Origin of the sequence: Microbacterium sp. NPDC057659 (assembly GCF_042799915.1) — a bacterium.
Classification (GTDB): Bacteria; Actinomycetota; Actinomycetes; order Actinomycetales; family Microbacteriaceae; genus Microbacterium.
Genome location: NZ_JBHVHU010000001.1, coordinates 1,110,903 through 1,135,427 on the forward strand (window position 1 = coordinate 1,110,903; position 24,525 = coordinate 1,135,427).

The window sequence follows — 24,525 nt, forward strand, 5'->3', positions numbered from 1 at the left end:
CGTACTCACCCGTCGCAGTCAGGGGCGTCACAGACCGCGTCCCCTAGGCTCGAGGGGATGTTCCGACTCATTGGTCTGCTGCTGACCGTGCTCTACGCGATCGCCGCGGCCGTCGTCGTCTGGCCGCAGTTCTTCCGGCTCGAGCAGACCTTCCCGTTCGCCCAGCTCGTGGCGTCCCGCGGCGTCCTGCTGATCGCGTTCGCGGTGGTCGGTGTCCTCTCACTGCTGCTCATGATCGCCCGGCCGCTGCGCGGCTTCGCGGCATCCCTGCTGGTGATCTCGATCGTCGCCGGCGGTGCGATCGGCGTCATCGGCGGGCTCCGCGGCGTCTCCGAGGGCTCGCTGCCTGCGAAGGCCGAGGACAGCGTGCGCGTGATGACCTGGAACACCCGCGGCGAGGCGGCATCCGCCGACACGATCGCGCGCGAGGCCGTCGAGCAGAAGGCCGACATCGTCACCCTGCCCGAGACGGCCGACGGCGTCGGCGAGCGGATCGCCGTGCTGATGCGAGAGAGCGGCCAGCCGATGTGGGTGCACAACGTCAACATCCGCCCCGAGGTGAAGAACGGCCCGCAGGCCTGGCAGACCACCGTGCTGATCTCGCCGAAGCTCGGCGACTACTCCGTGATCAAGTCGTCCAGCGACGGCTCGAGCAACACCAAGTCCGTGCCCAGCGTCGTCGCGATGCCCGTCGACGGACACGGACCGACCGTGGTCGCCGTGCACGCCGTCGCCCCTCGCCAGGAGGCCATGGAGCGCTGGCGCGCCGACCTGCAGTGGATCGCCGACCAGTGCCCGAAGGGCGACTTCATCCTCGCCGGCGACTTCAACGCGACGATCGACCACATGGCCCGCCTCGGCGTCGCCGGCGGTGACATGGGCCGCTGCCAGGACGTCGCCACCCGCACCGGCACCGGCATGTGGGGCACCTGGCCGAGCAGCATCCCCGCTGTGCTGTCGGCGCCCATCGATCACATCATGGCCAGCGCGAACTGGACGCCCACCGGATCTCTCGTGATCGACGACGCCGCGGGATCGGATCACCGTGCGTTTGTGGCGCAGCTCGACCCCACACGCTAGAAAAGCAAGGGAGGGCCACCAGCCCTCCCGGCAGAAGCCGGTCTTCCAATGATGAAAGGCCGTCATGACCCTCCACTCCCGACGCCGGACGGTGCGCAGCATCGTCGGCACCGCCGCAGCCCTGGGGCTCGTCCTCGCCGGCGGGCTCAGTGCCACCGCCGGCACCTCCGAGACCTCGACGCCCGTTCCGGTGAATCCGCCGGACGGTACCGTGATGAGCTACGTGGTGAACACCGCTCAGGCGAACCCCGGCCAGACCCGCAAGGCCGAGAAGGCCGTCACCGACGCAGGTGGCGTGGTGGTGCAAAGCTGGCCGCAGATCGGCGTGATCGTCGCCCAGTCCGACCGTGCGGCGTTCCGTGACAGCGTGAGGGTCACCGGCAAGAACGTCATCACCTCAGTCGGCGCCACCCGCACCGCCGAGGTCAAGGACAAGGTCACCGGCCCCGGCATCCCGTGGGGGCCCGGATCCTCGGGATGGAACCAGGGCAAGAACAAGCCGGTCAACGGCGACGAGCCCTCGGCTCCGATTCCCGGCTCCGGCACCGAGCAGTACACGTCGCTGCAGTGGGACATGAAGATGATCCACTCCGATGAGGCCAACCTGGTCACCGACGGCAGCCGCAACGTGCTCGTCGGCGTGCTGGACTCGGGCATCGATCCCACGCATCCCGATCTGAAGGCGAACATCGACGTCGCCGACTCGGTCAACTGCACGGCCGGAGGCCGTCCCGACCAGTCCGAAGGCGGCTGGTACCCGACCACCTCGTCGCACGGCACGCACGTCGCAGGCACGATCGCGGCGGCCCGCAACGGGATCGGCGTCGTCGGTGTCGCACCGAACGTGCGCGTCGCCTCGGTGAAGGTCGTCAACGACGACGGGTTCATCTACCCCGAGTACGCGATCTGCGGCTTCATGTGGGCAGGGCAGCGCGGGATGGATGTCACGAACAACAGCTACTACATCGACCCGTTCGAGTTCTGGTGCGGCGACCAGCCCGACCAGGCCGCGGTGAAGGAAGCGGTCACGCGCGCGGTCAAGTGGTCCGAGGACAAGGGCGTCGTGAGCGCCGCCGCGGCCGGCAACTCGGGTCTCGACCTCACGACCAACACGGTCGACGAGGGCAGCCCGAACGACGCGCCCGAGCCCGTGACGCGCACGATCAACGAGGGCTGCCTGGACATCCCCGCGCAGCTCCCGGGCGTGGTGACGGTGTCGTCCCTCACCGAGACGGGCCAGCTGTCGTACTTCTCCAACCGCGGCCTCGGCCAGATCGATGTCGCGGCGCCCGGCTCGCGCATCGCCTCGACGGTCCCCGGCGGCGGCTGGGCGTACATGAGCGGCACTTCGATGGCCTCGCCGCACGTCGCCGGAGTGCTCGCGCTGATGAAGTCCGCGCACCCCGAGCTGACGCCGGCCCAGATGGTGCAGAAGCTGCGCGCCGACGCGACCCCGACGGCCTGCTCGGCGCCTCAGTACGACGAGGGCGCCGCCTGCGTCGGCACCGACGCGGAGAACAGCTACTACGGCACCGGCATCGTCAATGCGCTGAAGGCCGTGCAGTGATCTGACGGCTGCGCTGCGCAGGACCCGGGTGGACTCAGCCCCGCCCGGGTCCTGTGCTGTCAGGAGTGAGAGGATGGAGAGCATGAGCACTCCCGCAGACGGCGACACGATCGCCGAGACCTCCGACGCAGACGTCGTCGAGGAGAAGACCAACCGGCGTCAGCCGTTCCCCCAGGGCTTCCTGGACACCATCTCCACGGGCTGGGCCGAGCGCACCGAGTCGCTGCCGGCTTCGCGGGCGCAGGCGCCCTATGCGGCCGCGCGCCGCGACGCCGTCTCGAAGGCGTTCCCCGGCCAGCGCCTGGTCGTCCCTGCAGGGTCGCTCAAGCAGCGCAGCAACGACACGGACTACCCGTTCCGGGCGCACTCCGCATTCGCGCACCTGACCGGGTGGGCGGCCGACTCCGAGCCCGACTCCCTGCTGGTGTTCGAGCCGACCGCCGACGGCCACGACGTCACGCTCTACTTCCGCGAGCGCGCCGACCGCACCACCGCGGAGTTCTACTCGGATGCCACGATCGGCGAGTTCTGGATCGGACCGCGTCCCTCTCTGGCCGGTGTCGCCGCCGACCTCGGCGTGGCCACGGCGCACCTGGACGACTTCGCCGCGGGCGACGCCGACCTGGTGGTCGACGAGGATGCCGCGCTGACCCAGTTCGTCTCCGAGCTGCGCCTCATCAAGGACGAGTACGAGATCGCCGAGATGAAGCACGCGGTCGCCGTCACGGCATCCGGCTTCGACGACGTCATCCGCGACCTGCCCCGCGCGATCGAGCACCCCCGCGGTGAGCGCATCGTCGAGGGCGTCTTCCACCAGCGCGCCCGCAGCGACGGCAACTGGGAGGGCTACGACACGATCGCGGCCTCCGGCCCGCACGCCTGCTACCTGCACTGGACCCGCAACGACGGCGCCGTCCTGCCCGGCGACCTGATCCTCATCGACGCGGGTGTCGAGGCCGACAGCCTCTACACCGCCGACATCACCCGCACCCTTCCGGTGTCCGGCACGTTCACCGAGGTGCAGCGGCGTGTCTACGAGACCGTGCGCGAAGCCGCCGATGCTGCGTTCGCCGCTGCCCGCCCCGGCGTGAAGTTCCGCGCCGTGCACGAGGCCGCGATGCAGGTCATCGCGGAGCGCACCGCCGAGTGGGGTGTGCTGCCGGTGAGCGCCGAGGAGGCTCTGGACGCCGACAAGGGCGGCCAGCAGCGCCGGTACATGGTGCACGGCACCTCGCACCACCTCGGCATCGACGTGCACGACTGCGCACAGGCCCGCCGCGAGATGTACTACGACGGCGAGCTGAAGGCCGGCATGGTGTTCACGATCGAGCCCGGCCTGTACTTCCAGATCGACGACGTGACCGTGCCGGAGGAGCTGCGCGGCATCGGCGTGCGCATCGAGGACGACATCCTGATGACGGAGGACGGCCCGGTGAACCTGTCGGCCGACATCCCGCGCACGGCCGATGAGGTCGAGGCGTGGATGGTGCGGGCGCAGGCGTCGTGATGGCCGGTCTCACCGGCTGGCACATGCTGTTCATCATGCCCTTCGTGTGGGCGATCGTCGCCGCCCTCATCGGGCTGGTGATCTATTTCGCGGTGCGCTTCGCAGTGCTGCACGCGATGAAGGCGCACACCCGATGGGTGGATGCCGGCAAGCCGTCGTCGACCCACGCCGCTGCCCCGTACCCGCCGGCGGCACCGCCGCAGGCGCCGGGCGCGCCGTGACGGGCGACACACTCATGCACGACGGCCAGCTGGTCCTGGAGGACCGGCTGGCCGTCGCGTTGATCTCCGCTGCCCTTCCTGAGACCGCGGGGATGCCGGTGCGCAGGCTGCCGTCGCCGGGCACGGTCAATGCGCTGTTCCGCATCGGAGACAGCCTCGTGGCCCGCTTCCCGCTGATGCCGACCCCGCTCGCGGAGGTGCGCGAGGAGGCCGAGCGGATGGCGGAGTTCGCCGAGGTCAGCCCGGTGCCCGCTCCGCGCTCCGTGCGGGTGCTCGATGCCGGCAGGGAGTACGCGTCGGCCTGGATGATCGCCTCCTAGGTCGACGGCGAGACGGCGGAGGGGCTTTCGGATGCACGGCATCCGCTGCTCGCGCGCGACCTCGCGAACCTCGTCGTCGCCCTGCGCACCGAGCCGCTGCGCGGCCGATCGTTCGACGGCCAGGGCCGCGGCGGCGAGCTGACCGATCATGACGAGTGGGTCGAGGAGTGCTTCGCCCGCAGCGGGCACCTGTTCGACGCGGATGCCGCGCGGCGGCTCTGGGCAGGGCTGCGGACCATCCCGCATCCGGGTGTCGAGGTGATGTCGCACCGCGACCTGATCCCGCCGAACCTGCTCGTGTCGACGGAGGGGCGTCTGTCCGGAGCACTCGACACGGGCTCGTTCGGCCCGGTCGATCCGGCTCTGGATCTGGTCGTCGCCTGGCATCTGCTCGACACCGAGGACCGCGCTCTGCTGCGGGCAGGGGTCGGCTCGGATGATGTGGAGTGGCGACGCGGAGCTGCCTGGGCACTGCAGCAGTCGGCGGGGCTGGGCTGGTACTACGAGCAGTCGAACCCGGCGATGTCGCGGCTGGGACTGCGCACCATGGCGCGGCTGCTGGCCGCCGACGAACTGCGCAGCTGACGCGTCGCGTGAGTCGAGCGGGGCGGCGCTCCCGGCATCGATGACGGCGCCGTCGCGGACGACGTTGTCGATGACGATCAGCGCGCCGGGGCTGCGTAGCGGTTGATCAGGGTCTCGGGTGCTTCGGCCGCGTCAGTCATCCCTCTCATCCTGGCACGCGGCGATGCTCGCCTACGCTGTTGCCGTGGGCATCGAGCATCGACTGACCGGCGGCAACGCGACCGCGTCCGTCGTGCGTGTCGGCGCCACGGTGCGCAAGCCATGGACCGCGAAGACGGCTCTCGTGCGGGAGTTCGTCGAGCACGTCCGGGCGCGGGGCGTCGATGCGCCTGCTCCTCTCGGCCGGGACGACCGGGGGCGGCAGATCATCGAGTTCGTGCCCGGAGCCGAACCGGGGGTGCTGGACGCCGACGGACTCCGCCGCGTGGGCGGCATGATCCGCGACATCCACGACGCCGCCACCTCGTTCCCGTTCCGGGAGACGGATGCCTGGGACGTACTGCTCCCCGCGCCGGACGAACCGGAGCTGATCTGTCATGGGGATCTGACCCCGTGGAATCTGATCGTCGGCGACCGCTGGGTGTTCATCGACTGGGACGGCGCCGGACCGAGCACCCGCCTGTGGGACCTGGCGTACTCGGCGTCGGCGTTCACCGTGAACGACCCGGCGCAGGATCCGGATGAGGCGGGGACCCGCCTGGCGGCGTTCGTCGACGGATACGACGCCGATGCTCGGACCCGCGTGCTTCTCCCCGCGATGATGGCCACGCGCACGCAGGCCATGCTCCGGATGCTGGAGCGGGCACACGACGGGGGCGAAGAGCCCTGGGGCTCGATGTACGTCCAGGGCCACGGTGCGCACTGGCGTGCCGTGACGGAGTACGTGCGCCGACACGAAGGCGTGTGGCGAGATGCTCTGGGAGCCGGTCGTTGAGCGAGACGAGACGCGGCAAGCCGCCTGCGCTCGGCCGACCGGCGATAGGCTCGGCACCGTGACGCCCGCCGCGACCGATCGATTCGTGAAGACCGCCGACGGCCGGCTGTTGCACACGATGTCCTCCGGCGAGGGCGACGATCTGGTCGTGCTCGAGGCAGGGCTCGGCATGAGCGGGCGGTACTGGGGGCCTGTGCAAGCGCTCATCGCCCGCGCTGCGCGAGTCGTCTCCTACGAGCGCGCGGGATACGGGAGCAGCACACCGGTCTCCCCCGGGTCTCGCGACCTCGCGTCGTTGATGACCGACCTGCAGGCGATCGTCGAGAGCGAGCCGCGCCGGCGGCTGGTGCTCGTCGGACACAGCTGGGGCGGACCGATCGTGCGGATGCTGGCGGCACGGCTCTCCGCCGCCGGGAGCCCGCCGGCTGGGGTCCTCCTGGTGGATCAGAGCGACGAGCACGCCGCCGACCTCTACGTCTCGCCGGTGATGCGCTGGTCGTCCGCTGTCCAGGGCGCACTGATGCCGCCGCTGGCCCGGATGCGGCTGCTCGCGCCGCTGATGCGCTCGACGCTCGCCGGACTGCCGGAGCCGTGGCGCACCGCGGCTGCAGATGCCTCGTCCACCATCGATGCCGCGCACGCCGCCGCGGCCGAGTTGAGGCATGTTCCCGACGGCATCCATCGATTGCACGACGCGCCGCCGGAGCTTGCGGGAATCGCCGTCACCGTCCTCTCCGGTGGACGCAGCACGCTCGTCGATCGACGGATGCGCACCCGGCTCGTCGCAGCGCATCGGACGACCGTGCACGCGCTCGGCGCGAGGTTCGTCGTGGCCGAGCGTTCCGGCCACCTGATCCCGATCACCCAGCCCGATCTCGTCGCGGCCGAGGCGCTGGCCCTGCTGTCCTGATCGGACCGGAGAACAGAGCTCGCAGCTTCGGTGGCCAGCTCATCGGCGCGCGTCCGCCAAGAGGGCGCGGCGCAGCCCCGCCGCATCCGTGAAGTGTTGCGCACGCAGGCCGGCCGCGATCGCGCCGGCGACGTTCGTCGCGGAATCATCGACGAAGAAGACCGCCTCGGGCGCGCATCCGAGCTCTTCCACGACGTGCGCGAACACTCGGGCGTCCGGCTTGGCGAACCCGATCTCGGCTGAATTGAGGATCGGGTCGAATGACGCGGACAGGCCGAGCTCGTCGATCTCCGCGCGGACGCCGTCAGTTCCGTTCGTCAGAATGGCGGTGCGGATTCCGGCATCGCGCAGTTCTGCGGCGAGCGCGAGAACGCCCTCGTCGAGACGAGCACCCTGCGCACCCCACTCCGAGGCGGCGTCCGGCGCCCCCAACGCTGCGCCGATGCCAGCGATCCAGTCCGCCCGACGGAGGCGTCCGAGAATCAGCTGCTCGGCCGCGGTGCCGGTGAAGGCGATCTCCATGATCCGGCCGTCCGAGATCCCGTGCCGTCGCTCGATCTCGGCCGTGACCTCGGGATCGAAATGGCGGATGACCCCATCGAGGTCGAACAGCACGGTCGTGATGTGATGGAACCCGGCCATCATCACTGCAGCCCGCGGTATTTCGCGGTGCGCAACTCGACCGCCCACACGTCGCGTTCCGGCATCCGCAGTTCTTCGGCCACTGCGATCTCGGCCTCGACGTCATAGGGCACGCGCATGAACTGGATGCTGAACGGCGCGGCTTCCTCGGCATCCCGCACACCTTCGAGGATGACGTACGACGGCGTCGGCTCATCGAGCGGGTTGCCGACGCTGCCGACGTTGAACAGCGTCCTGCCGTTCTCCGACTCGATGTACGCGTCGTGGATGTCGGCGTAGCCGACGACATCAGGCACGGGGCCGTCACCGGTCATCTCCGTGTTCTCGAACATCGCGGCGAACTGCTCGGGAGTGTGGTGGAAGTGCACGCGCTTGTGCGGGCTCTCGGCTGAGGCGTGGAACAGCCGGATGCGGCGTCCGCTCATCAACAGGTCGTGGCTGAGCGGCAGAGCCCCGAGCCAGCCGAGGCTTTCCGCCGACAGCTCGGCGTGCCACCAGCGCAGCGGCGCCCCCGCATCCGGCTGGTCCGGGACGAACCGCAGGAAGTCGTCCCAGTTGCCGCGCACATTCACCGCGCACGTCTCGCGGCAGCGCTGCACGGCCGCCTCGCCGCGCGGCCCCTTGCCCGCTGTGTCACCGAGATTGATCACGTGCTCGATCCCGCGCGCATGGATGTCGGCGAGCACCGCCTCAAGAGCGGTGAGATTGCCGTGCACGTCGGAGATGAGGGCGATGCGATCCACACGCCCATCGTGTCACGGCACGGACGACAGGAACTCCACCACGAGCGGCGCGAGCTCCGCCCCGATCTCGGATGCCGGGCGCTTGCGCCCCTTCACCTCGAAGGAGTGCCCTCCCCCGTCGACCCACTCGATGCGGGCGTCCTGGCACGAGGCCACGGCCGCCTCGAACTGGGCATGCGGCTGGATGAACGGGTCGATCGTGCCCGAGACGAACAGCTGCGGAGGCGCAACCGCCGGCAGGTGCTCCACGCGCGGCTTCTCCGGCTTCCCTGGCGGATGCAGCGGATAACCCAGGTACACCAGGGCATCCACGTCGAGCCCCGCGGCGACCGCCATCGACGCCATCCGCCCGCCGTACGAGCGTCCGGAGGCGAACACCCGTGCTTCCGGCGCCTGTTGGCGCACCCACTCGACGACGCCCCGCCAGGTCGTGATCGACTGCGCCGCCGGTCCGGGCATGCGGCGCCCGGCATCCACATACGGGAAGTTGAACCGCAGCGTCGAGAAGCCCTCGGCGCGCAGCGCCTCGGCGAAGCCGAGCAGGAAGGGATGATCCTTTCCTGTGCCCGCGCCGTGCGCGATCACCACGACATCGCCGCCGTCCACCGGCTCCCACACGGCGGACACCGAGCCCACAGGCAGGTCGACGGGGATCTGCAGCAGGTCAGCCATCGCCGTCAGCGCGCGTCGTCGCCGGTGGGCTCGTCGGATGCCGGCTGCGCGGTCTCCTCCGCGGCATCCTCCGGAGCATCCGCCTGCGCCGACTCGGGAGCGGCATCCACGCGCTCGCCGTACGCCGGCGGCGCCGGTGTGGGCGGAAGCGGCGGGGCGGCCGGCCGCGGAGGAATCGCCATCTCCGGGGCATCCGCGGCGGCCGGACCGCTCTGCTCCGCGGCATCCGGATCGATCCGCTCACCGTACTTCGGCGGCTCGTCCAGGTTCACGACCGGTCGCGCCGGCTCGGGGCGCTCGGTCGTGCCGACGACCTGACGAGCCTTCGCCAGCGACGCGGGCTGCACGCGCACCTCGTAATGGTCCGCCGCGAGCTGAGTCACGCTCGCGAAGTCGCGGCGGCGACGCACGATCGCGAACGAGATCAGGCTCATGAGCATGCCGAGCGCGACGCCGATGAACACGAAGCCCAGGAACAGCGTGATCGGCGCGTTCGGGTTGCCGAACAGCATGATCGCCGAGAGGAAGAGTCCGATGAGCACGCCGTTGATCGCCCCCGACCGGGCGGCCATGGCGTAACCCAGCCGTCCGGTCACGCGTTCGATGGTGCGCACCCCCATGCCCACGATCGCGATGTCGCGCGCCGGCACCTCGCCGGCGATGAGCTTGGAGACCGTCTTCTGCGCGCTCTCGTAGTCGCGCACCGACGAGACGATCTCTCCCACGTCGGTTCCGTTCGACGGCCGGTTCAGCATGCTCATGCGGTCATTGTCCCATGGAGCCCTCGGCGACGCCCCTGCCCCGCCGATGCTTCCGCTGAACGCGGAACGCTGCCGCATGCGGGTACCGCACTACTCTGGTTCCGTGAGCATACAACGGGTATTCGTCGCGCGCCTTGCCGGCTGCGCCGTCTTCGACCCCGTGGGCGACCGGCTCGGCAAGGTCCGGGATGTCGTCATCGTGTACCGAAGTTCGGCCGCGCCCCGCGTGATCGGCCTGGTCGTGGAGATCCCCGGCCGCCGCCAGGTGTTCCTCTCGATCGGCCGCGTCACGTCGATCCGCGCCGGACAGGTCATCTCGACCGGGCTCATCAACGTGCGCCGGTTCCAGCCGCGCCCCGGCGAGGTGCGCGTGCTCGCCGAGTACCTCGGCAGGCAGGTGGCGTTCGCCGACGGCAGCGGCACCGCCGTGGTCGAGGACGTCGCGATCGAACAGGACCGGCACGGCGAATGGGCGATCGCTCAGCTGTTCCTGCGCAAGCCCAAGACCAGCGCCTCCCCGTTCGCCAAGGGGCCCACGACTTTCGCCGGCTGGAACGAGGTGCGGGAGCAGCGCACGCCGGGTGAGGCGCAGTCCGCCGAGCAGCTGGTCGCCAGCTATTCCGAGCTGCACGCCGCCGACCTCGCCACCACCCTGCTCGATCTGCCGCAGCAGCGCATGATCGAGGTCGCGGAGGAGCTGCCGGACGAGCGTCTCGCGGATGCCCTGGAGGAGATGCCGGAGGACGACCAGATGGGCATCCTCGATCGACTCGGCGACGAGCGTGCCGCGGACGTGCTCGACGAGATGGAGCCGGACGACGCCGCCGACCTGCTCGCCCAGCTCCCTCCGGAGCGCCTCGAGCAGCTCCTCGGTCTGATGGAGCCGGAAGAGGCCGAGGACGTGCGCATGCTGCTGCGCTACGGCCCCGACACCGCCGGCGGTCTGATGACGCCGGAGCCGATCATCCTCTCCGCCGACGCGACCGTGGCAGAGGCACTCGCCCTGATCCGCCGTCACGAACTGCACCCGGCTCTCGCCGCGGCCGTGTTCGTCACGCTGCCGCCCTATGAGACGCCCACCGGACGTCTGCTCGGCCTCGTGCACTTCCAGCGGATGCTGCGCTACCCACCGCACGAGCGCCTCGGTGCGATCGTCGACGACAGCCTCGAGCCCGTGCCCGCGACGGCGTCCGCCGCCGAGGTCGCACGCATGCTGGCCAGCTACGACCTGGTGTCTCTGCCCGTGGTCGACACCGCGCACCGCCTCGTCGGAGCGGTCAGCGTCGACGACGTGCTCGACTACCTGCTGCCCGACGACTGGCGCACCCATGACGCCGATGAGACCGCTGCCGGGGGTGCCCGATGATGGCCCGCGCACCGCGCCTCGACAAGCCGCTGGACCGCGGCGTCACCGCCCGCACCGCTCCCACCTCGCGCGACCGGTTCGGCCGGTTCACCGAGTGGGTCGCCCGTGCCATGGGGACCCCCGCATTCATCGTCATCCTGACCCTGTTCTGCGTCGCATGGATCCTGTGGAACACGACCATGCCGCAGCAGCTCCGCTTCGACGACGCGGCGCTCGGATTCACGGCGCTCACCCTGGTGCTGTCGCTGCAGGCGTCGTACGCCGCCCCGCTCATCCTGCTCGCGCAGAACCGGCAGGACGACCGTGACCGCGTGCAGATCGAGCAGGACCGCCAGCGCGCCGAGCGCAACATGGCCGACACGGAGTACCTCGCCCGCGAGATCGTGGCACTGCGCATCGCGCTCGAGGAGCGCAGCGCGCAGACCGTGACCCGCGACGTGCTCCGCCAGGAGCTGAAGGCGCTGCTGGCCGAGCTCGAGACCCCGGACGATCACGGCGGTCAGGAGCGCGCACGATGACCTCGGCCGACGACGTCCGGAAGGCCGTCGCCGCGGTCACCGATCCCGAGCTGCGCCGACCGATCGGCGACCTGGACATGGTGCGGGAGATCGCCGTCGACGGCACGACCGCGCAGGTGTCGATCGTGCTCACGATCGTCGGATGCCCGGCGGCGCAGCGCATCGAGAAGGATGTCCGGGATGCCGCGGCATCCGTGTCCGGCATCGAGGACGTGACCGTGGACGTCGGCGTCATGACGCCGGCGGAACGCCGGGCGCTCACCGAGAGGCTGCGCGACGGAAGACCTGCCCGCCAGATGCCCTTCGGTCCCGACGCGCTCACCCGCGTCATCCTCGTCTCCAGCGGCAAGGGCGGTGTGGGCAAGTCCACCGTCACCGCGAACCTCGCCGTCGCGCTGGCCGGGCGGGGTCTGCGCGTAGGACTCATCGACGCCGACGTGCACGGCTTCTCGATCCCTGGGCTCCTCGGGATCGAGCCGGGAACCCAGCCGACCCGCATCGACGACCTCATGCTGCCTCCGGTCGCGCACGACGTGAAGACGATCTCGATCGGCATGTTCCTGCGCGAGGGCGAACAGGTGGTCGCCTGGCGCGGGCCGATGCTCCATCGCACCGTGCAGCAGTTTCTCACGGACGTGTTCTTCGGCGACCTGGACGTGCTGCTCGTGGACATGCCGCCCGGGACCGGTGACATCGCGATCTCCATCGGGCAGATCCTGCCGCATGCCGAAGTGCTCGTCGTCACCACTCCCCAGCCCGCCGCCGCCGAGGTCGCGATCCGCAGCGGCCTCGTCGCGCGGCGCACCGGCCAGAAGGTGATCGGCGTGGTCGAGAACATGGCTGCGCTCGCACTGCCCGACGGCACGGCGCTCGACCTCTTCGGCTCCGGCGGCGGCACCGAGGTCGCGGAGGCCCTCGAGGTGCCGCTGCTGGCTTCGATCCCGCTCAGTCCCGCGCTGCGCGTGGGAGGAGACGCCGGGATGCCGGTCGTGCTGTCCGACCCGGAGGACTCGTCCGCCCTGGCGATCACCGCGCTGGCGGATGCCGTCGCAGGGCAGGGGCGGGGACTGGCCGGCCGCTCGCTGCCGTTCGCCCCGCGCTGAGCTCAGGGATCCCGGAACGTGGCGAGGCCTCAGGTGGCCTCGTCGTCGAACGGCGGCGGCGTCTTGCTGTCGAAGCGGGGACGCGTCATCGTGGGTGCCGGTGTCGAGGATGCCATCGTCGTGGCCGCTGCCGCAGTGGCGGCAGCGGCTGCCGGCGCGGCGGGCGTCGGTTCATCGAGCAGCGCCTCGCGGATGATGCGTCGCGGGTCGTACTGACGCGGGTCGAGCTTGCGCCAGTCGATGTCGTCGATCTCGGGGCCCATCTCGTCGCGCATCTTGCCCTTGGTGTCGCGGATGTACTCACCCGCTTGACGCACGAACTTGGCGAACTTCTCCGCGAGAGCGGGCAGCCGCTCCGGACCGACGATGAGCACAGCGACCACGCCGATCAGCAGCAGCTTCTCGAAGGTGAGCCCGAAATCCATCTCCCCAGGCTACCCGCCGCGCCTGACGTTTCGATCCGGAATCGACGCATATTCTGGGGGAATCCCCCGCCCGATCTGGAGACCCCCATGAGCGACAACGATGCGAACGCCCGATTCGTCCGCGAGACCGTCGTCGAACCCACCCCCATCACCCGTGCGCGCGCCCACGCCGTCGAACTCGGCGCCACCCCGTTGAGCCCCGTGATCGGCGCCCAGTGCGCCGTGCTCGCGGCATCCGTCTCGGCGAAGTCGATCATCGAGGTCGGCACCGGCGCCGGTGTCTCCGGCCTGTGGCTGCTGCGAGGCGCCCCGCAGGCCGTGCTGACCACCATCGACAACGAGCCCGAGCACCTCGGTGCCGCCCGGCAGTCCTTCGCCGAGGCGAAGATCCCGGCCGCCAGGGCGCGCTTCATCACCGGTCGGGCGTCCGACGTGCTGCCGCGCATGAACGAGGGCTCGTACGACATCGTGCTCATCGACGCCGACCCGGAGAACGTCATCGAGTACGTCGAGCACGGGCTTCGCCTGGTGCGCACCGGCGGCCTCGTGCTCGTCCCGCGAGTACTGGCCGGCGGCCGGGCCGCCGACCCCGTGCAGCGCGACGCCGTGACGACCGCCTACCGCTCGCTGCTGCAGGAGACGCAGGAGTCACCGGCCGTGCTCGCGGCGATCAACTCGGCCGGCGAGGGCCTGCTGCAGCTGTCCCGAGTCTCGTAGGAGGCCGCAGACGCAGAAGAGGGGCGACGGATCATCCCGTCGCCCCTCTTCACGTGTCAGGTCAGGCTGCGGCGCTCACGACGGCACCGAGCACGTCGTGGAGCTCCTTCGCTTCAGCGTCGTTGACGGAGACGACCAGGCGCCCCCCGCCCTCGAGCGGAACCCGCACGATGATGAGGCGACCCTCCTTCACGGCCTCCATCGGCCCGTCGCCTGTCCTCGGCTTCATCGCTGCCATCGTGGCTTCCTTTCCTCGGTGGTATAAGACAAGTCTATCGATCCCTCTCAGGGTTCGATGCGCGCCTGTGCACAGAACGTCATCACGGCACCTGCCAGTAGGTCTGTCCCAGTCCGTACATGAAGTGGATCCACACCCACTGACCCAGCAGACACAGGCCGAGCACCGTCAGCCGGTACCAGCGCGAGCGCGGCACGGCGACCGCTCCCCACAGCGGGGTGAGGGGAATCAGCAGGCGGAATGTGCTGGACTGCGGGAAGAAAACGGCCAGCAGGTAGAGCAGGTAGCTCGCGCTCCACAGCCGCAGATCCGTGCCGATCGCGCGCACGGCACGCGCGTGCAGCAGGGCGTAGGCGATGCCCACCACGAGCAGCACGAGCGCGACGAGTCCCACCCAGCCCGGCATCCCCCACTGCGAGAACCAGAACCATGCGCCCTGCGCGAACCCCTCGAAGGGCAGGAACCCTTCGCTCGGCTGACCGAGCCAGTTGCGACGCCAGGCGAGCTCTGTGGCGAGGTAGGCGTTCGGCTGCCCGGTCACGAGCGCCGCGATCGCCTGCCAGGCGAAGCCCACGATCGTGGCGAGCGCTCCGAGCGCGACGATATGCACGACCTCACGCGCAGGCAGCGGATCGCTCGCCCGGCGCAGCCACCGCATGATTCCCACCAGACCGAGATACAGGGCGAAGGCGAGGATGCCGGGGCGCGTGAACCCCATCACGGGGATGAGCAGGTACAGCCAGCCGTACCGTCGCCGCGCGACGAGATCGAGAGAAACGAGCAGCAGCAGCACGAAGAGCGACTCGGCGTACCCCACCTGGAACATGGCTGCCAGCGGCCCGGACGCGAAGAACACCACGGCCCACATCGCGGCCGAACCGCCGATCCGATCGCGCAGCAGCCGGTGCAGGGCGAGGCAGGCGAGGTAGCCCGCCACGAGCGAGATCGCGAGCGCCCCCGCGCCCCAGGATCCGAAGACGAGTCCGAGCGCCTTGGCCGCATATGCGAACACCGGCATGAACGCCCAGCCGTTCTCCGCGACGTCACCGGCGTCGGTGAGTGGGAGTTCGGTCGGATACCCGTTCTCCGCGACGAACCAGTACCACTGCGCATCCCACCCCAGCACGAAGTCGTCCAGTCCCGGACCCGCGCCGAATCTCGACAGCGAGGTGGACTCGCCCGCCGCCGCCATCAGGAACAGCGTCGTGATCACGCGCGCGATCACGTAGACGACGGCGATGCGCAGTGCGGCCGGCAGCCGCACCCACGCGCGGATCGCCGGCGTCAGGACGCTGTCAGCCACGCGCGCAGTCCGCGCTCGACGGCGTCGATCTGCGCGACCGGCACCCGTTCCTCGTCGTGGTGCGCGAGATGCGGGTCGCCCGGACCGTAGTTCACCGCCGGCACGCCGAGGGCCGAGAAGCGGGCGACATCGGTCCACCCGTACTTCGGTCGCGCCTCGGCGCCGATGGCGGCGAGGAAGTCCTTCGCGATGGCCGCGTCGAGTCCGGGACGGGCACCGTCCGAGGCATCCGTCACCTCGACCTCGAATCCGGCGAAGACGCTGCGCACGTGGGCCTCGGCCTCGGCTGCATCCTTGTTCGGGGCGAAGCGGTAGTTGACCTCCACCTCGCACAGATCGGGGATGACGTTGCCGGCGACGCCGCCGCTGATCTTCACCGCGTTCAGGCCCTCGCGGTACACGAGCCCCTCGACGGGCACCTCGCGCGCACGGTACTCGGCGAGCCGGGCGAGGATGGGCGCCGCCCCGTGGATCGCATTCTCGCCGATCCATGACCGGGCACTGTGCGCGCGCACGCCGTGGGTGCGCACGACCACGCGCAGCGTGCCGTTGCATCCGCCCTCGACCTCGCCGTTCGACGGTTCGCCGAGGATCGCGAAGTCGGCTTCGAACAGATCGGGACGCACGGCGGCGAGCAGCCCGAGGCCGTTCCTGGACGCCTCGACCTCCTCGTTGTCGTACCACATCCAGGTCACGTCGACCGTGGGCTCGGTGAGCTCGACCGCGAGCTTCAGCTGCACGGCGACGCCGCTCTTCATGTCGACGGTGCCGCGGCCCCACAGGAACGGCTCACCGTCGATCGAGATCTCGCGCGTCGGCAGGTTCTCGTTGATCGGCACCGTGTCGATGTGCCCGGCGATCACCACACGCTGCGCCCGGCCGAGGTCGGTGCGGGCCACGATCGTGTTGCCGTGCCGGATCACCTCGAGGTGACCGCAGCGGCGCACGACCTCCTCGATCGCATCGGCGAGTGCCTTCTCGTCCCCCGAAACACTCGGGAAGTCGCAGATCGCACGGGTGAGTTCGAGGGAGGATGCGGACGGATCGAGCGGCATGACTCACAGCTTAGTTCGAGGGTACGGATGCTCTACCGTTGAAGGATGAGCACTGAGCGCACTGTCTGGGGCATCGGCCTGTCGACCATCGCCGCTGACGGCGCCGTTCTGGACGCCTGGTACCCCGAGCTCGGCTTCGGCGAGCCGGACTCCGGTGACGCCGCGGCCGCAGCCGCGACCTGGGGTGCGCTCGCCGACGTGGACGAGCGCCGGGCCGTCCGCACCGAGCTCGTGCAGCTGTCGATCGACCTGGATGCCGCTGTCGGCTCGACGGCCGACGCCTACCTCCGGCTCCAGGCGCTGTCGCGCCTGCTCGTGCGCCCGAACGAGCTGAATCTCGACGGCATCTTCGGCCATCTGCCGAACAACGCGTGGACCACGGCCGGCCCGATGCTGCCCGCCGAGGCCGACCGTCTGCGCCCGCTGCTGCAGCGGCACGGCCTGCAGGTGCAGGGGGTCGACAAGTTCCCGCGTCTGACCGACTACGTGTTGCCCGAGGGCGTGCGCATCGCCGACGCCTCGCGGGTGCGGCTCGGAGCGCATCTCTCCCCCGGCACCACTGTGATGCACGAGGGCTTCGTGAACTTCAACGCCGGCACTCTCGGTGCGTCCATGGTCGAAGGTCGCATCTCGCAGGGCGTCGTGATCGGCGACGGCAGCGACATCGGCGGCGGCGCATCCATCATGGGCACGCTGTCCGGAGGCGGCACGCACCGCGTATCCGTTGGCACCCGTTCGCTCCTCGGCGCGAACGCCGGCATCGGCATCTCTCTCGGCGACGACTGCGTCGTCGAGGCCGGTCTGTACATCACTGCCGGCACCAAGGTCGTGCTGGCGGATGCTGCGCCGACCGCGGACGGCGGCCGCCCCACGATCAAGGCGGCGGAGCTCTCCGGGCGCGACGGCATCCTGTTCCGCCGCAACTCGCTCAGCGGCGCGATCGAGGCGCTCTCGCGTCAGGGCGACGGCGTGACGCTGAACGCCGTGCTGCACGCCTGAGGGAGAGGTACAGCTCCCCTCCTCTCATCCCCCACCGAGCCCGGGCGCGGATGGATTTCGCAGGCCAGGATCCCGTGTCGGCGGCGAAACCCATCCGCGCGGTCCGCGCACGGATGGAAAGCGCATCTCCGACTGCGCACGAGGTGCGTTCTCCATACGCCCACCCCTTCCCAGCTCTTCGAACGCTGCGGACTGCTAGGATCTTTTCGACGCCCCTCGCTCTGCAGCGAGTCGTCTGCGTCGTCGACATCCTTCCGCGCCCTACCGGCGCCGGCATCTCGAACGGCGAACCGATGCGCGATCCCGCGCCGTCGCCCACCTGCGCAACGAACTGCGCCCCTTCTCACGGAGATACCCCTATGCCTTCCTTCCTCGACCTCGGCGTGCCCGCGCCGCTCGCCGCCGTGCTCGCCGCCGACGGCAAGACCGAGGCGTTCGCCATCCAGCGCGACACGCTTCCCGACTCCCTCGCCGGCCGCGACCTGCTCGGCCGCGGCCGCACCGGCAGCGGCAAGACGATCGCGTTCGCCCTTCCTCTGGTGGCGCGGCTGACGGATGCCGGGCGGCACAGCCGCCCCGGCCACCCGCGCGGCCTCGTGCTCGCCCCGACCCGTGAGCTCGCGACCCAGATCGCCGCCACCGTCGCGCCGCTGGCGAAGGCCGCCGGCCTGAAGGTCACCACGATCTTCGGTGGCGTCAGCCAGCGCCCGCAGGAGCAGGCGCTGCGCGCCGGCGCCGACATCGTCGTGGCCTGCCCCGGCCGCCTCGAGGACCTCATGAAGCAGGGCGTGGTGAAGCTCGACGCCGTCGAGATCGCCGTGCTCGACGAGGCCGACCACATGGCCGACCTCGGCTTCCTGCCCGGTGTCACCCGCATCCTCGCAGCGACCCCGCAGGACGGTCAGCGTCTGCTGTTCAGCGCGACGCTGGACCGCGGCATCGACGTGCTCGCGAAGCGATTCCTGCACAACGCCGTCAGCCACGAGGTCGACGAGGCCAGTGTGCCCGTCGGCGAGATGACGCACCGCGTGCTGCTCTCGGCCGACGCCGACGCCAAGAAGCAGCTGGTCCAGGACCTGGCGTCCGGCACCGGACGGCGCATCCTGTTCACCCGCACCAAGCACCAGGCCAAGAAGCTGGCCAAGGTGCTCACCGCCGCGGGCATCCCCTCGGTCGATCTGCATGGCAACCTCGGTCAGAACGCGCGCGAGCGCAACCTGGCCGCCTTCTCGGCCGATCCCGCCGAGGGCGGCGTGCGCGTGCTGGTGGCGACGGATGTCGCGGCCCGCGGCGTGCACGTCGACAACGTCGAGCTGGTCGTGCACGTGGATCCGCCGATGGAGCACAAGGCGTACCTGCACCGCTCCGGCCGCACGGCGCGCGCCGGTGCCGCGGGCACGGTGGTCACGGTCGTGCTGCCCGAGCAGCGCCGCGACACCAAGGACCTGCTGCGCAAGGCGCAGATCACCGCGGACTTCGAGCCGGTCACCCCGACGATCGTCGACGAGCTGGTCGGCGAGCGTGCCGCCAAGGTGAAGCCTGCCCCGGTCGTGAAGCAGCAGCAGGGCGGCGGCCAGAAGAAGGCCAAGCCGGCCGGCCAGGGTGGACAGCCGCAGGGTGCGCCCAAGCCGGGGAGCGGCGGCGGTCGTCGTCGTTCCGGCGGCCGTGGCTCCGCTGCCGCGCAGGGTGGCGGTGAGCGTCAGGCCCGCGAGGGCCAGCGCCAGGGCGCCCAGCGTAAGGATGCCGCAGGCCGGTCGCACTCGCGCGGACAGGGCGGCCAGACCCGCTACACGACGCAGTCGAGCGCTCCGGCGGCCGAAGGCGCGCGCCGCGCTCCTCAGCACCGCCGCGCGCAGCGCGCGTCCGGCGCTCCCCGCACGCACTGACGTTCATCTCAGCGCGACCTTCACCTCGACGCTCCCTCGTGTCGCCGACGCCTCTCCGGGCCGGCGCGATTCGAGGGAGCGTCGACGTGTGTCACGGACATCGGCTGTCGGTGTCCGGCTGCGGCCGGTGACGGGCCGCAGCGGCTCGCCGGACGCTAGCGCGCACCGCTCAGCGACGGATCGCGTTGATGGCGAGGTTCAGCACGCGCTCACGCTGCGCCGCATCCTCGAAGGAGGCGACTGCGGCGACGCCGGAGACCAGCTTGACGACGTCGCTGATGGTGACGCCGGGATCGACCTCGCCGGCCTGCTGCGCACGGGTGAGCAGCGGCTCCCCCGCTTCGAGCATGATGAAGCGGCACTGGGTCAGCACCGACGACTCGCGGTTCAGCCCGTCGAGCAGTGCGTGCTTGGTGCCGACGTAGACGACGAAGTGGTCGAGCCAGGCGCGCAGCGCCTCCCACGGCTCCAGCGAGGACACCTCACGAGCGGATGCTGCGAGCGCGTCGACCTCGCCGAGGTACAGCGTCTCGATGAGGTCGTCACGCGTCGGGAAGTTGCGGTACAGCGTGCCGATGCCCACCCCTGCGCGCCGCGCGATGTCCTCGAGCGAGGCATCGGAGCCGTCCTCGGCGAACGCCTGGCGCCCTGCGGCGACGAGGGCGTCGAAGTTCCGCGCCGCGTCGGCGCGCTTCGGCCTGCGCTCCTCGAGAAGAACGGCTGCCGGTGCGACCGTCGTCATGCTGTCCTCCTGATGCCGGAAAGGCGGTCTCGAAAAAGTTCGTCGAAGCGGTTGCGAAACGGAGGGTTCCTCCGCTAACTTCTAACCGGAGGCTTCCTCCACTCGGAGCCACTCTCCGATTTTACCTCTCCTCATCGCAAGATCGGAAGGACCCATGACCATCCGCTCGACCACCACCCGCGCATATGCGGCCGTCGCTGTGAGCGTCGCCTCTATCGCCCTCCTCCAGAACCTCGTCATCCCCGTGATCCCGATGCTCGAATCCGACCTGCGGGTCGGCTCGGACGCCGCCACCTGGACCATGACGGCCTGGCTCATCGCCGCCGCCGTCGCCACTCCCCTGCTCGGACGGGTCGGCGATCTGCGCGGCCGTCGCGCGACCCTCCTCGCCGTGCTCGCCGTCGTCATGCTCGGCGACCTCGTCGCCGCCCTCGCCTCGAACCTGGGCGTCCTCATCCTCGGCCGTGTTCTGCAGGGTGCAGGCGGTGCGGTGTTCCCGCTCGCCTTCGCGCTGCTGCGCGAGTTCATGCCGCCCGAGCGCCTGACAGCCGCGATCGGATCGGTGAGCGCACTTATCGGCATCGGCGGTGCCGCGGGCAGCGTGCTGGCCGGGCCGCTGTCGTCCGCGATCGGATGGCGCGGACTGTTCGAGGTCGCCCTCGTCGCCGGCGCCGTCGGCGCCCTTCTCACCGTCGCCTGGATCCCGCGCTCGGACATGCGTGCCGGCGGACGCCTGAACACGCTCTCGGCCGTGCTGCTGTCCGGCTGGCTGGTCGCCCTGCTGCTGCCGCTCGCCTCTGGCGCGCGCTGGGGCTGGACGAGCGCAACGACGCTCGGCCTGTTCGCCCTCGCCGCCGTGCTGCTGGCCGCCTGGGTGTTCTCCGAGCTGCGGTCCGCCGACCCTCTGGTCGACATCCGGATGCTCGCGCACCGCGCGATCTGGCCGGTGAACGCGGCCGGACTGCTCATCGGCGTGGCCGTCTTCGGCTTCTGGGGCTATCTGCCGCTGTTCCTCGAGGTTCCGGCCGACACCGGCTGGGCGCTCGGGCTCACCGTGCAGACGGCAGGGCTCGTGCTGGTGCCGCTGTTGATCGGCATGTCCGTCGCCGGCTTCGCCACCGGGGCGCTCACCCGCGTGCTCACCCTGCGCACCCAGCTCGTGCTGGGCGGCCTCCTCATGGGTGCCACCGTGGTCGGCGCCGTGCTGTTCCACTCGGCGGTCTGGCAGCTCGCCATCGCCGGTGGCCTGTTCGGCATCGGCGTGGGCGCCGCGTACGCCGCGATGGCGAGCATCATCGTCGAGGGTGTACCGGCGGCGAACGTCGGCATCGCCACCGGCGTGAACGCCAACCTGCGCTCGATCGGCTCTGCGATCGGCTCCGCGCTGATGACGGCGATCGTGTTCAGTGCGCTCGACCCGACAGGTCAACCCCTCGAGCGCGGCTACGACATCGCGTGGATCACCATCGCCGCGGTCGCGGTCGTCGCCGCGCTGATCGTCGCCATCGTCCCGACGGCGCGCCGCACCACCACTCCGGTGCAACTGCCCACCGGAACGCAGCCGGTGCTTGCGGACGCCGCCTGACACACCGCCCGACGAGACGGAGACGGCCCCGGCATTCGAAGAGCGGATGCCGGGGCCGTTTCGCGCGGCCGGATCAGATGCCGGGGTACGAACGCTCCGCGGCGCCCACGTACAGCTGCTGCGGACGGCCGATCTTGGTCTGCGGGTCGAGCTGCAGCTCACGCCACTGCGCGAGCCAGCCGGGAAGCCGGCCGATCGCGAACAGCACGGTGAACATGCGGGTCGGGAAGCCCATCGCCTTGTAGATCACGCCGGTGTAGAAGTCGACGTTCGGGTACAGGCGACGCTCCTGGAAGTACTCGTCGGCGAGCGCGATCTCCTCGAGCTCCTTCGCGAGGTCGAGCAGCGGGTCGCTGACGCCGAGCGAGGAGAGCACCTCGTCCGCGGCGGCCTTGACGAGCTTGGCGCGCGGGTCGTAGTTCTTGTAGACCCGGTGCCCGAAGCCCATGAGCTTCACGCCCTGCTCCTTGTTCTTCACACGCTCGACGAAGCGCTGAACGCTCTGACCCGACTCGCGGATCTGTCCGAGCATCGTCAGCACCGCCTCGTTCGCACCGCCGTGCAGCGGGCCGGACAGCGCCTGAATGCCTGCGGAGACCGAGGCGAACTGGTTCGCGCCGGTCGAGCCGACCAGGCGGACCGTCGAGGTGGAGGCGTTCTGCTCGTGGTCCTCGTGCAGGATCAGCAGCAGCTCGAGGGCCTTCGACATGACCGGGTTGACCTCGTACTCCTCGCTCATGACACCGAAGTTGAGCTTCAGGAAGTTGTCCACGAAGCTGAGCGAGTTGTCCGGGTAGAGGAAGGCCTGGCCGACGCTCTTCTTGTGCGCGTAGGCGGCGATGACCGGCAGCTTGGCGAGCATGCGGATCTGGTTCAGCTCCACGTGCTCGGGATTGTTCGGGTCGGAGGCGTCCTGGTAGTAGGTCGACAGCGCGGCCACCGCGGACGACAGCACGGCCATCGGGTGCGCGTTGTCGGGCAGCGCCGAGAAGAAGTGCTTCAGGTCCTCGTGCAGCAGCGTGTGCTTGCGGATCTGCTCGTCGAAGCCGGCCAGCTCGTCGGCGGTCGGCAGCTCGCCGTAGATCAGCAGCCACGCCACCTCGAGGTAGGTGCAGTTCTTCGCGATCTGCTCGATCGGGTATCCGCGGTAGCGCAGGATGCCCTTGTCTCCGTCGATGTAGGTGATCGAGGACTTCGCGGACGCGGTGTTCACGAAGCCGTAGTCCAGGCCGGTGAGACCGGTCTGGCGGGTCAGGGTCGAGAAGTCGATGCTCCCCACACCCGAGGTGGGCTGTAGTACGGGGAACTCGGCGATCCTGTCGCCGACGGTGAGAGTCGCCTTCTCCGGCAGAGCTGTGCTCACGCCAAACCTCCTGCTGAATCGAAGTCGCGTGCGGACGAAAAAGTCTTGATGCGCCGGATCGGCGCGCGCCACGGGCCTGGGGGCGACCGTATGGCTTTTACAGCCTAGTCCGGCGAGAGGCCAACTGTGACATCCGCCAAGGTACAGCGGAATCCGCCTGAGAGAACCTACAGCGCGGCCGCACGCAGACGCGCGGCTCCCGCCTCGATCCGCTCCAGCGGCGCCGTCAGCGAGAGACGCACGTGGTCACCGGAGAAGCCGCCGTAGAACGGACCGGGCCCGGCGAGGATGCCGAGGTCCGCCAGCCGGCCCATCGACTCCCAGGCGTCGCGCCCCTCGGTCGCCCACAGGTAGAGCCCGGCCTCTGAGCCGTCGATGCGGAAGCCCGCCTGCCGCAGCGCGGGGAGCAGCACGTCGCGTCGGACGCGATACAGCTCCTTCTGCTGGGCGACGTGCGCATCGTCTCCGAGCGCCACCGCCATCGCGTGCTGCACCGGCTGGGGCGGCATCAGTCCCAGATGTTTGCGGGCGGTGAGCAGCTCGGCGATCACGGCGCGGCATCCCGCGACGAACGCCGCACGGTAACCCGCGAGGTTGGACTGCTTGCTCAGCGAGTACACGCTCAGCAGGCCTGCGCGGGTGCCTCCGGTGACGCGCGGATCGAGCACCGAGGGCACCGGCTCCGAGGCCCAGGCGTCGTCCCAGCCGAGTTCTGCGTAGCACTCGTCGCTGGCGAGGATCGCGCCGAGCTCGCGCGCGCGGGCCACCGCCGCGGCGAGTTCGTCGACCGTCCAGGTGCGCCCGTCGGGGTTGCCGGGGGTGTTGATCCAGATCAGCCGGGTGCCCTCCGGCCATTCGGCAGGGTCGTCGGCCGGCAGCGGAGTCGCCCCCGCCACACGGGCGCCGACCTCGTAGGTCGGGTACGCGACGCGCGGATGCACGACGATGTCGCCGGCGCCGAGACCGAGCAGCGTGGGCAGAAGTGCGACGAACTCCTTGGAGCCGATCGTGGGGAGCACGTTGTCGACCGTGAGATCGGGCACACCGCGGCGGCGAGCGTACCAGTCCACGATCGCCTCGCGCAGCGCCGGTGTTCCGACCGTCTGAGGGTAGGCGTGCGCATCCGTGGCCTCGGCGAGTGCGCGCCGCACCACCTCGGGCGTCGGGTCGACCGGCGAGCCGATCGAGAGGTCGACGATTCCGTCCGGATGCTGCGCTGCGCGCTCACGGAAGGGGACGACCGCGTCCCACGGGTAGTCGGCGAGATCGCGGACCGACACGCG

The 24,525-nt window shown here is 70.3% G+C and carries 25 protein-coding genes and 1 pseudogene; 15 read left to right on the forward strand and 11 right to left on the reverse strand.

The genetic code is table 11. The annotated features are described in order from the left end of the window. The first annotated feature begins 57 nt into the window (after positions 1-57). From ACFVAE_RS05290 to ACFVAE_RS05325, 8 genes and pseudogenes are all read left to right on the forward strand, one after another. Positions 58-1,080 carry an endonuclease/exonuclease/phosphatase family protein gene (locus ACFVAE_RS05290; protein ID WP_378888732.1) on the forward strand — a complete coding sequence of 341 codons (1,023 nt, stop codon included), beginning with the start codon at positions 58-60 and terminating at the stop codon, positions 1,078-1,080. Between the two features lie 64 nt (positions 1,081-1,144). Continuing rightward, positions 1,145-2,647: a S8 family serine peptidase gene (locus ACFVAE_RS05295; RefSeq protein ID WP_378888734.1), complete on the forward strand. Its 1,503-nt coding sequence runs from the start codon at positions 1,145-1,147 to the stop codon at positions 2,645-2,647. An 82-nt stretch (positions 2,648-2,729) separates the two neighbouring features. Then, the gene (locus ACFVAE_RS05300; protein ID WP_378888736.1) at positions 2,730-4,154 is read left to right on the forward strand and encodes an aminopeptidase P family protein; all 1,425 of its coding nucleotides are present in this window, start codon (positions 2,730-2,732) and stop codon (positions 4,152-4,154) included. Continuing rightward, positions 4,154-4,375 (forward strand): hypothetical protein, encoded by a 222-nt coding sequence (locus tag ACFVAE_RS05305; RefSeq protein ID WP_378888739.1) that lies wholly within the window; start codon positions 4,154-4,156, stop codon positions 4,373-4,375. Before ACFVAE_RS05300 ends, ACFVAE_RS05305 begins: the two co-directional genes overlap by 1 nt. Beyond that, positions 4,372-4,695 carry a hypothetical protein gene (locus ACFVAE_RS05310; protein WP_378888741.1) on the forward strand — a complete coding sequence of 108 codons (324 nt, stop codon included), beginning with the start codon at positions 4,372-4,374 and terminating at the stop codon, positions 4,693-4,695. The genes ACFVAE_RS05305 and ACFVAE_RS05310 overlap by 4 nt, the downstream gene beginning before the upstream one ends. Before the next feature lie 12 nt (positions 4,696-4,707). After that, a pseudogene (locus tag ACFVAE_RS05315) lies at positions 4,708-5,280 on the forward strand (phosphotransferase); the annotation flags it as partial. Between the two features lie 184 nt (positions 5,281-5,464). Next, a complete protein-coding gene (locus ACFVAE_RS05320; RefSeq protein WP_378888744.1) occupies positions 5,465-6,214 on the forward strand; it encodes a phosphotransferase enzyme family protein in 750 nt (249 codons plus the stop codon). Positions 6,215-6,272: 58 nt separating this feature from the next. Continuing rightward, a complete protein-coding gene (locus ACFVAE_RS05325; RefSeq protein ID WP_378888747.1) occupies positions 6,273-7,124 on the forward strand; it encodes an alpha/beta fold hydrolase in 852 nt (283 codons plus the stop codon). A gap of 39 nt (positions 7,125-7,163) precedes the next feature. Here ACFVAE_RS05325 and ACFVAE_RS05330 read toward each other — a convergent pair whose 3' ends face one another. From ACFVAE_RS05330 to ACFVAE_RS05345, 4 genes are read right to left on the reverse strand one after another with little or no spacing between them, the layout of a single operon-like run. Continuing rightward, positions 7,164-7,769, reverse strand: a complete 606-nt coding sequence (locus tag ACFVAE_RS05330) for an HAD family hydrolase (RefSeq protein WP_378888749.1) — start codon at positions 7,767-7,769, stop codon at positions 7,164-7,166. Continuing rightward, a complete protein-coding gene (locus tag ACFVAE_RS05335; RefSeq protein ID WP_378888752.1) occupies positions 7,769-8,509 on the reverse strand; it encodes a metallophosphoesterase family protein in 741 nt (246 codons plus the stop codon). The genes ACFVAE_RS05330 and ACFVAE_RS05335 overlap by 1 nt, the downstream gene beginning before the upstream one ends. Before the next feature lie 12 nt (positions 8,510-8,521). Continuing rightward, positions 8,522-9,181 (reverse strand): alpha/beta family hydrolase, encoded by a 660-nt coding sequence (locus tag ACFVAE_RS05340; RefSeq protein ID WP_378888754.1) that lies wholly within the window; start codon positions 9,179-9,181, stop codon positions 8,522-8,524. A gap of 5 nt (positions 9,182-9,186) precedes the next feature. Continuing rightward, positions 9,187-9,942 (reverse strand): general stress protein, encoded by a 756-nt coding sequence (locus ACFVAE_RS05345; protein ID WP_378888756.1) that lies wholly within the window; start codon positions 9,940-9,942, stop codon positions 9,187-9,189. A gap of 103 nt (positions 9,943-10,045) precedes the next feature. Between ACFVAE_RS05345 and ACFVAE_RS05350 the strand changes: the two genes are divergently transcribed. Genes ACFVAE_RS05350 through ACFVAE_RS05360 form a run of 3 tightly spaced genes read left to right on the forward strand, consistent with a single transcriptional unit; the run spans position 10,046 to position 12,929 of the window. After that, positions 10,046-11,308 carry a magnesium transporter MgtE N-terminal domain-containing protein gene (locus ACFVAE_RS05350; protein ID WP_378888758.1) on the forward strand — a complete coding sequence of 421 codons (1,263 nt, stop codon included), beginning with the start codon at positions 10,046-10,048 and terminating at the stop codon, positions 11,306-11,308. Then, positions 11,308-11,826 (forward strand): DUF1003 domain-containing protein, encoded by a 519-nt coding sequence (locus ACFVAE_RS05355; protein WP_378890504.1) that lies wholly within the window; start codon positions 11,308-11,310, stop codon positions 11,824-11,826. The genes ACFVAE_RS05350 and ACFVAE_RS05355 overlap by 1 nt, the downstream gene beginning before the upstream one ends. Continuing rightward, complete coding sequence (locus tag ACFVAE_RS05360) at positions 11,823-12,929, forward strand: Mrp/NBP35 family ATP-binding protein (protein ID WP_378888761.1); 1,107 nt, start codon at positions 11,823-11,825, stop codon at positions 12,927-12,929. Before ACFVAE_RS05355 ends, ACFVAE_RS05360 begins: the two co-directional genes overlap by 4 nt. A 29-nt stretch (positions 12,930-12,958) precedes the next feature. Here ACFVAE_RS05360 and ACFVAE_RS05365 read toward each other — a convergent pair whose 3' ends face one another. Further along, entirely contained in the window at positions 12,959-13,354 is a 396-nt protein-coding gene (locus ACFVAE_RS05365; protein ID WP_378888763.1) for a twin-arginine translocase TatA/TatE family subunit, read from the reverse strand. An 87-nt stretch (positions 13,355-13,441) separates the two neighbouring features. Here ACFVAE_RS05365 and ACFVAE_RS05370 point away from each other — a divergent pair, with 87 nt between their 5' ends. After that, positions 13,442-14,071 carry an O-methyltransferase gene (locus tag ACFVAE_RS05370; protein WP_378888766.1) on the forward strand — a complete coding sequence of 210 codons (630 nt, stop codon included), beginning with the start codon at positions 13,442-13,444 and terminating at the stop codon, positions 14,069-14,071. A gap of 61 nt (positions 14,072-14,132) precedes the next feature. Here the strand turns inward: ACFVAE_RS05370 and ACFVAE_RS05375 are convergent, their stop codons facing one another. From ACFVAE_RS05375 to dapE, 3 genes are all read right to left on the reverse strand, one after another. Next, positions 14,133-14,309 (reverse strand): DUF3117 domain-containing protein, encoded by a 177-nt coding sequence (locus tag ACFVAE_RS05375; RefSeq protein WP_116240881.1) that lies wholly within the window; start codon positions 14,307-14,309, stop codon positions 14,133-14,135. 82 nt (positions 14,310-14,391) lie between these two features. After that, positions 14,392-15,612, reverse strand: a complete 1,221-nt coding sequence (locus tag ACFVAE_RS05380) for a hypothetical protein (RefSeq protein WP_378888769.1) — start codon at positions 15,610-15,612, stop codon at positions 14,392-14,394. Continuing rightward, positions 15,594-16,667 carry a succinyl-diaminopimelate desuccinylase gene (dapE, locus tag ACFVAE_RS05385; RefSeq protein WP_378888771.1) on the reverse strand — a complete coding sequence of 358 codons (1,074 nt, stop codon included), beginning with the start codon at positions 16,665-16,667 and terminating at the stop codon, positions 15,594-15,596. Before dapE ends, ACFVAE_RS05380 begins: the two co-directional genes overlap by 19 nt. Positions 16,668-16,712: 45 nt before the next feature. Here dapE and dapD point away from each other — a divergent pair, with 45 nt between their 5' ends. Both dapD and ACFVAE_RS05395 read left to right on the forward strand, forming a co-directional pair. After that, the gene (gene dapD, locus ACFVAE_RS05390; RefSeq protein ID WP_378888773.1) at positions 16,713-17,666 is read left to right on the forward strand and encodes a 2,3,4,5-tetrahydropyridine-2,6-dicarboxylate N-succinyltransferase; all 954 of its coding nucleotides are present in this window, start codon (positions 16,713-16,715) and stop codon (positions 17,664-17,666) included. Positions 17,667-18,025: 359 nt separating this feature from the next. Then, on the forward strand, positions 18,026-19,552 hold the full coding sequence (locus ACFVAE_RS05395) for a DEAD/DEAH box helicase (protein ID WP_378888774.1): 1,527 nt from the start codon (positions 18,026-18,028) through the stop codon (positions 19,550-19,552). A gap of 169 nt (positions 19,553-19,721) precedes the next feature. Here the strand turns inward: ACFVAE_RS05395 and ACFVAE_RS05400 are convergent, their stop codons facing one another. Continuing rightward, positions 19,722-20,294 (reverse strand): TetR/AcrR family transcriptional regulator, encoded by a 573-nt coding sequence (locus ACFVAE_RS05400; protein WP_378888776.1) that lies wholly within the window; start codon positions 20,292-20,294, stop codon positions 19,722-19,724. 154 nt (positions 20,295-20,448) lie between these two features. Here ACFVAE_RS05400 and ACFVAE_RS05405 point away from each other — a divergent pair, with 154 nt between their 5' ends. After that, entirely contained in the window at positions 20,449-21,879 is a 1,431-nt protein-coding gene (locus ACFVAE_RS05405) for an MFS transporter (protein WP_378888778.1), read from the forward strand. 73 nt (positions 21,880-21,952) lie between these two features. Here the strand turns inward: ACFVAE_RS05405 and ACFVAE_RS05410 are convergent, their stop codons facing one another. Then, positions 21,953-23,242 (reverse strand): citrate synthase, encoded by a 1,290-nt coding sequence (locus tag ACFVAE_RS05410; RefSeq protein ID WP_378888781.1) that lies wholly within the window; start codon positions 23,240-23,242, stop codon positions 21,953-21,955. 167 nt (positions 23,243-23,409) lie between these two features. Further along, the gene (gene dapC / locus ACFVAE_RS05415) at positions 23,410-24,522 is read right to left on the reverse strand and encodes a succinyldiaminopimelate transaminase (RefSeq protein ID WP_378888784.1); all 1,113 of its coding nucleotides are present in this window, start codon (positions 24,520-24,522) and stop codon (positions 23,410-23,412) included. Positions 24,523-24,525: the final 3 nt, after the last annotated feature.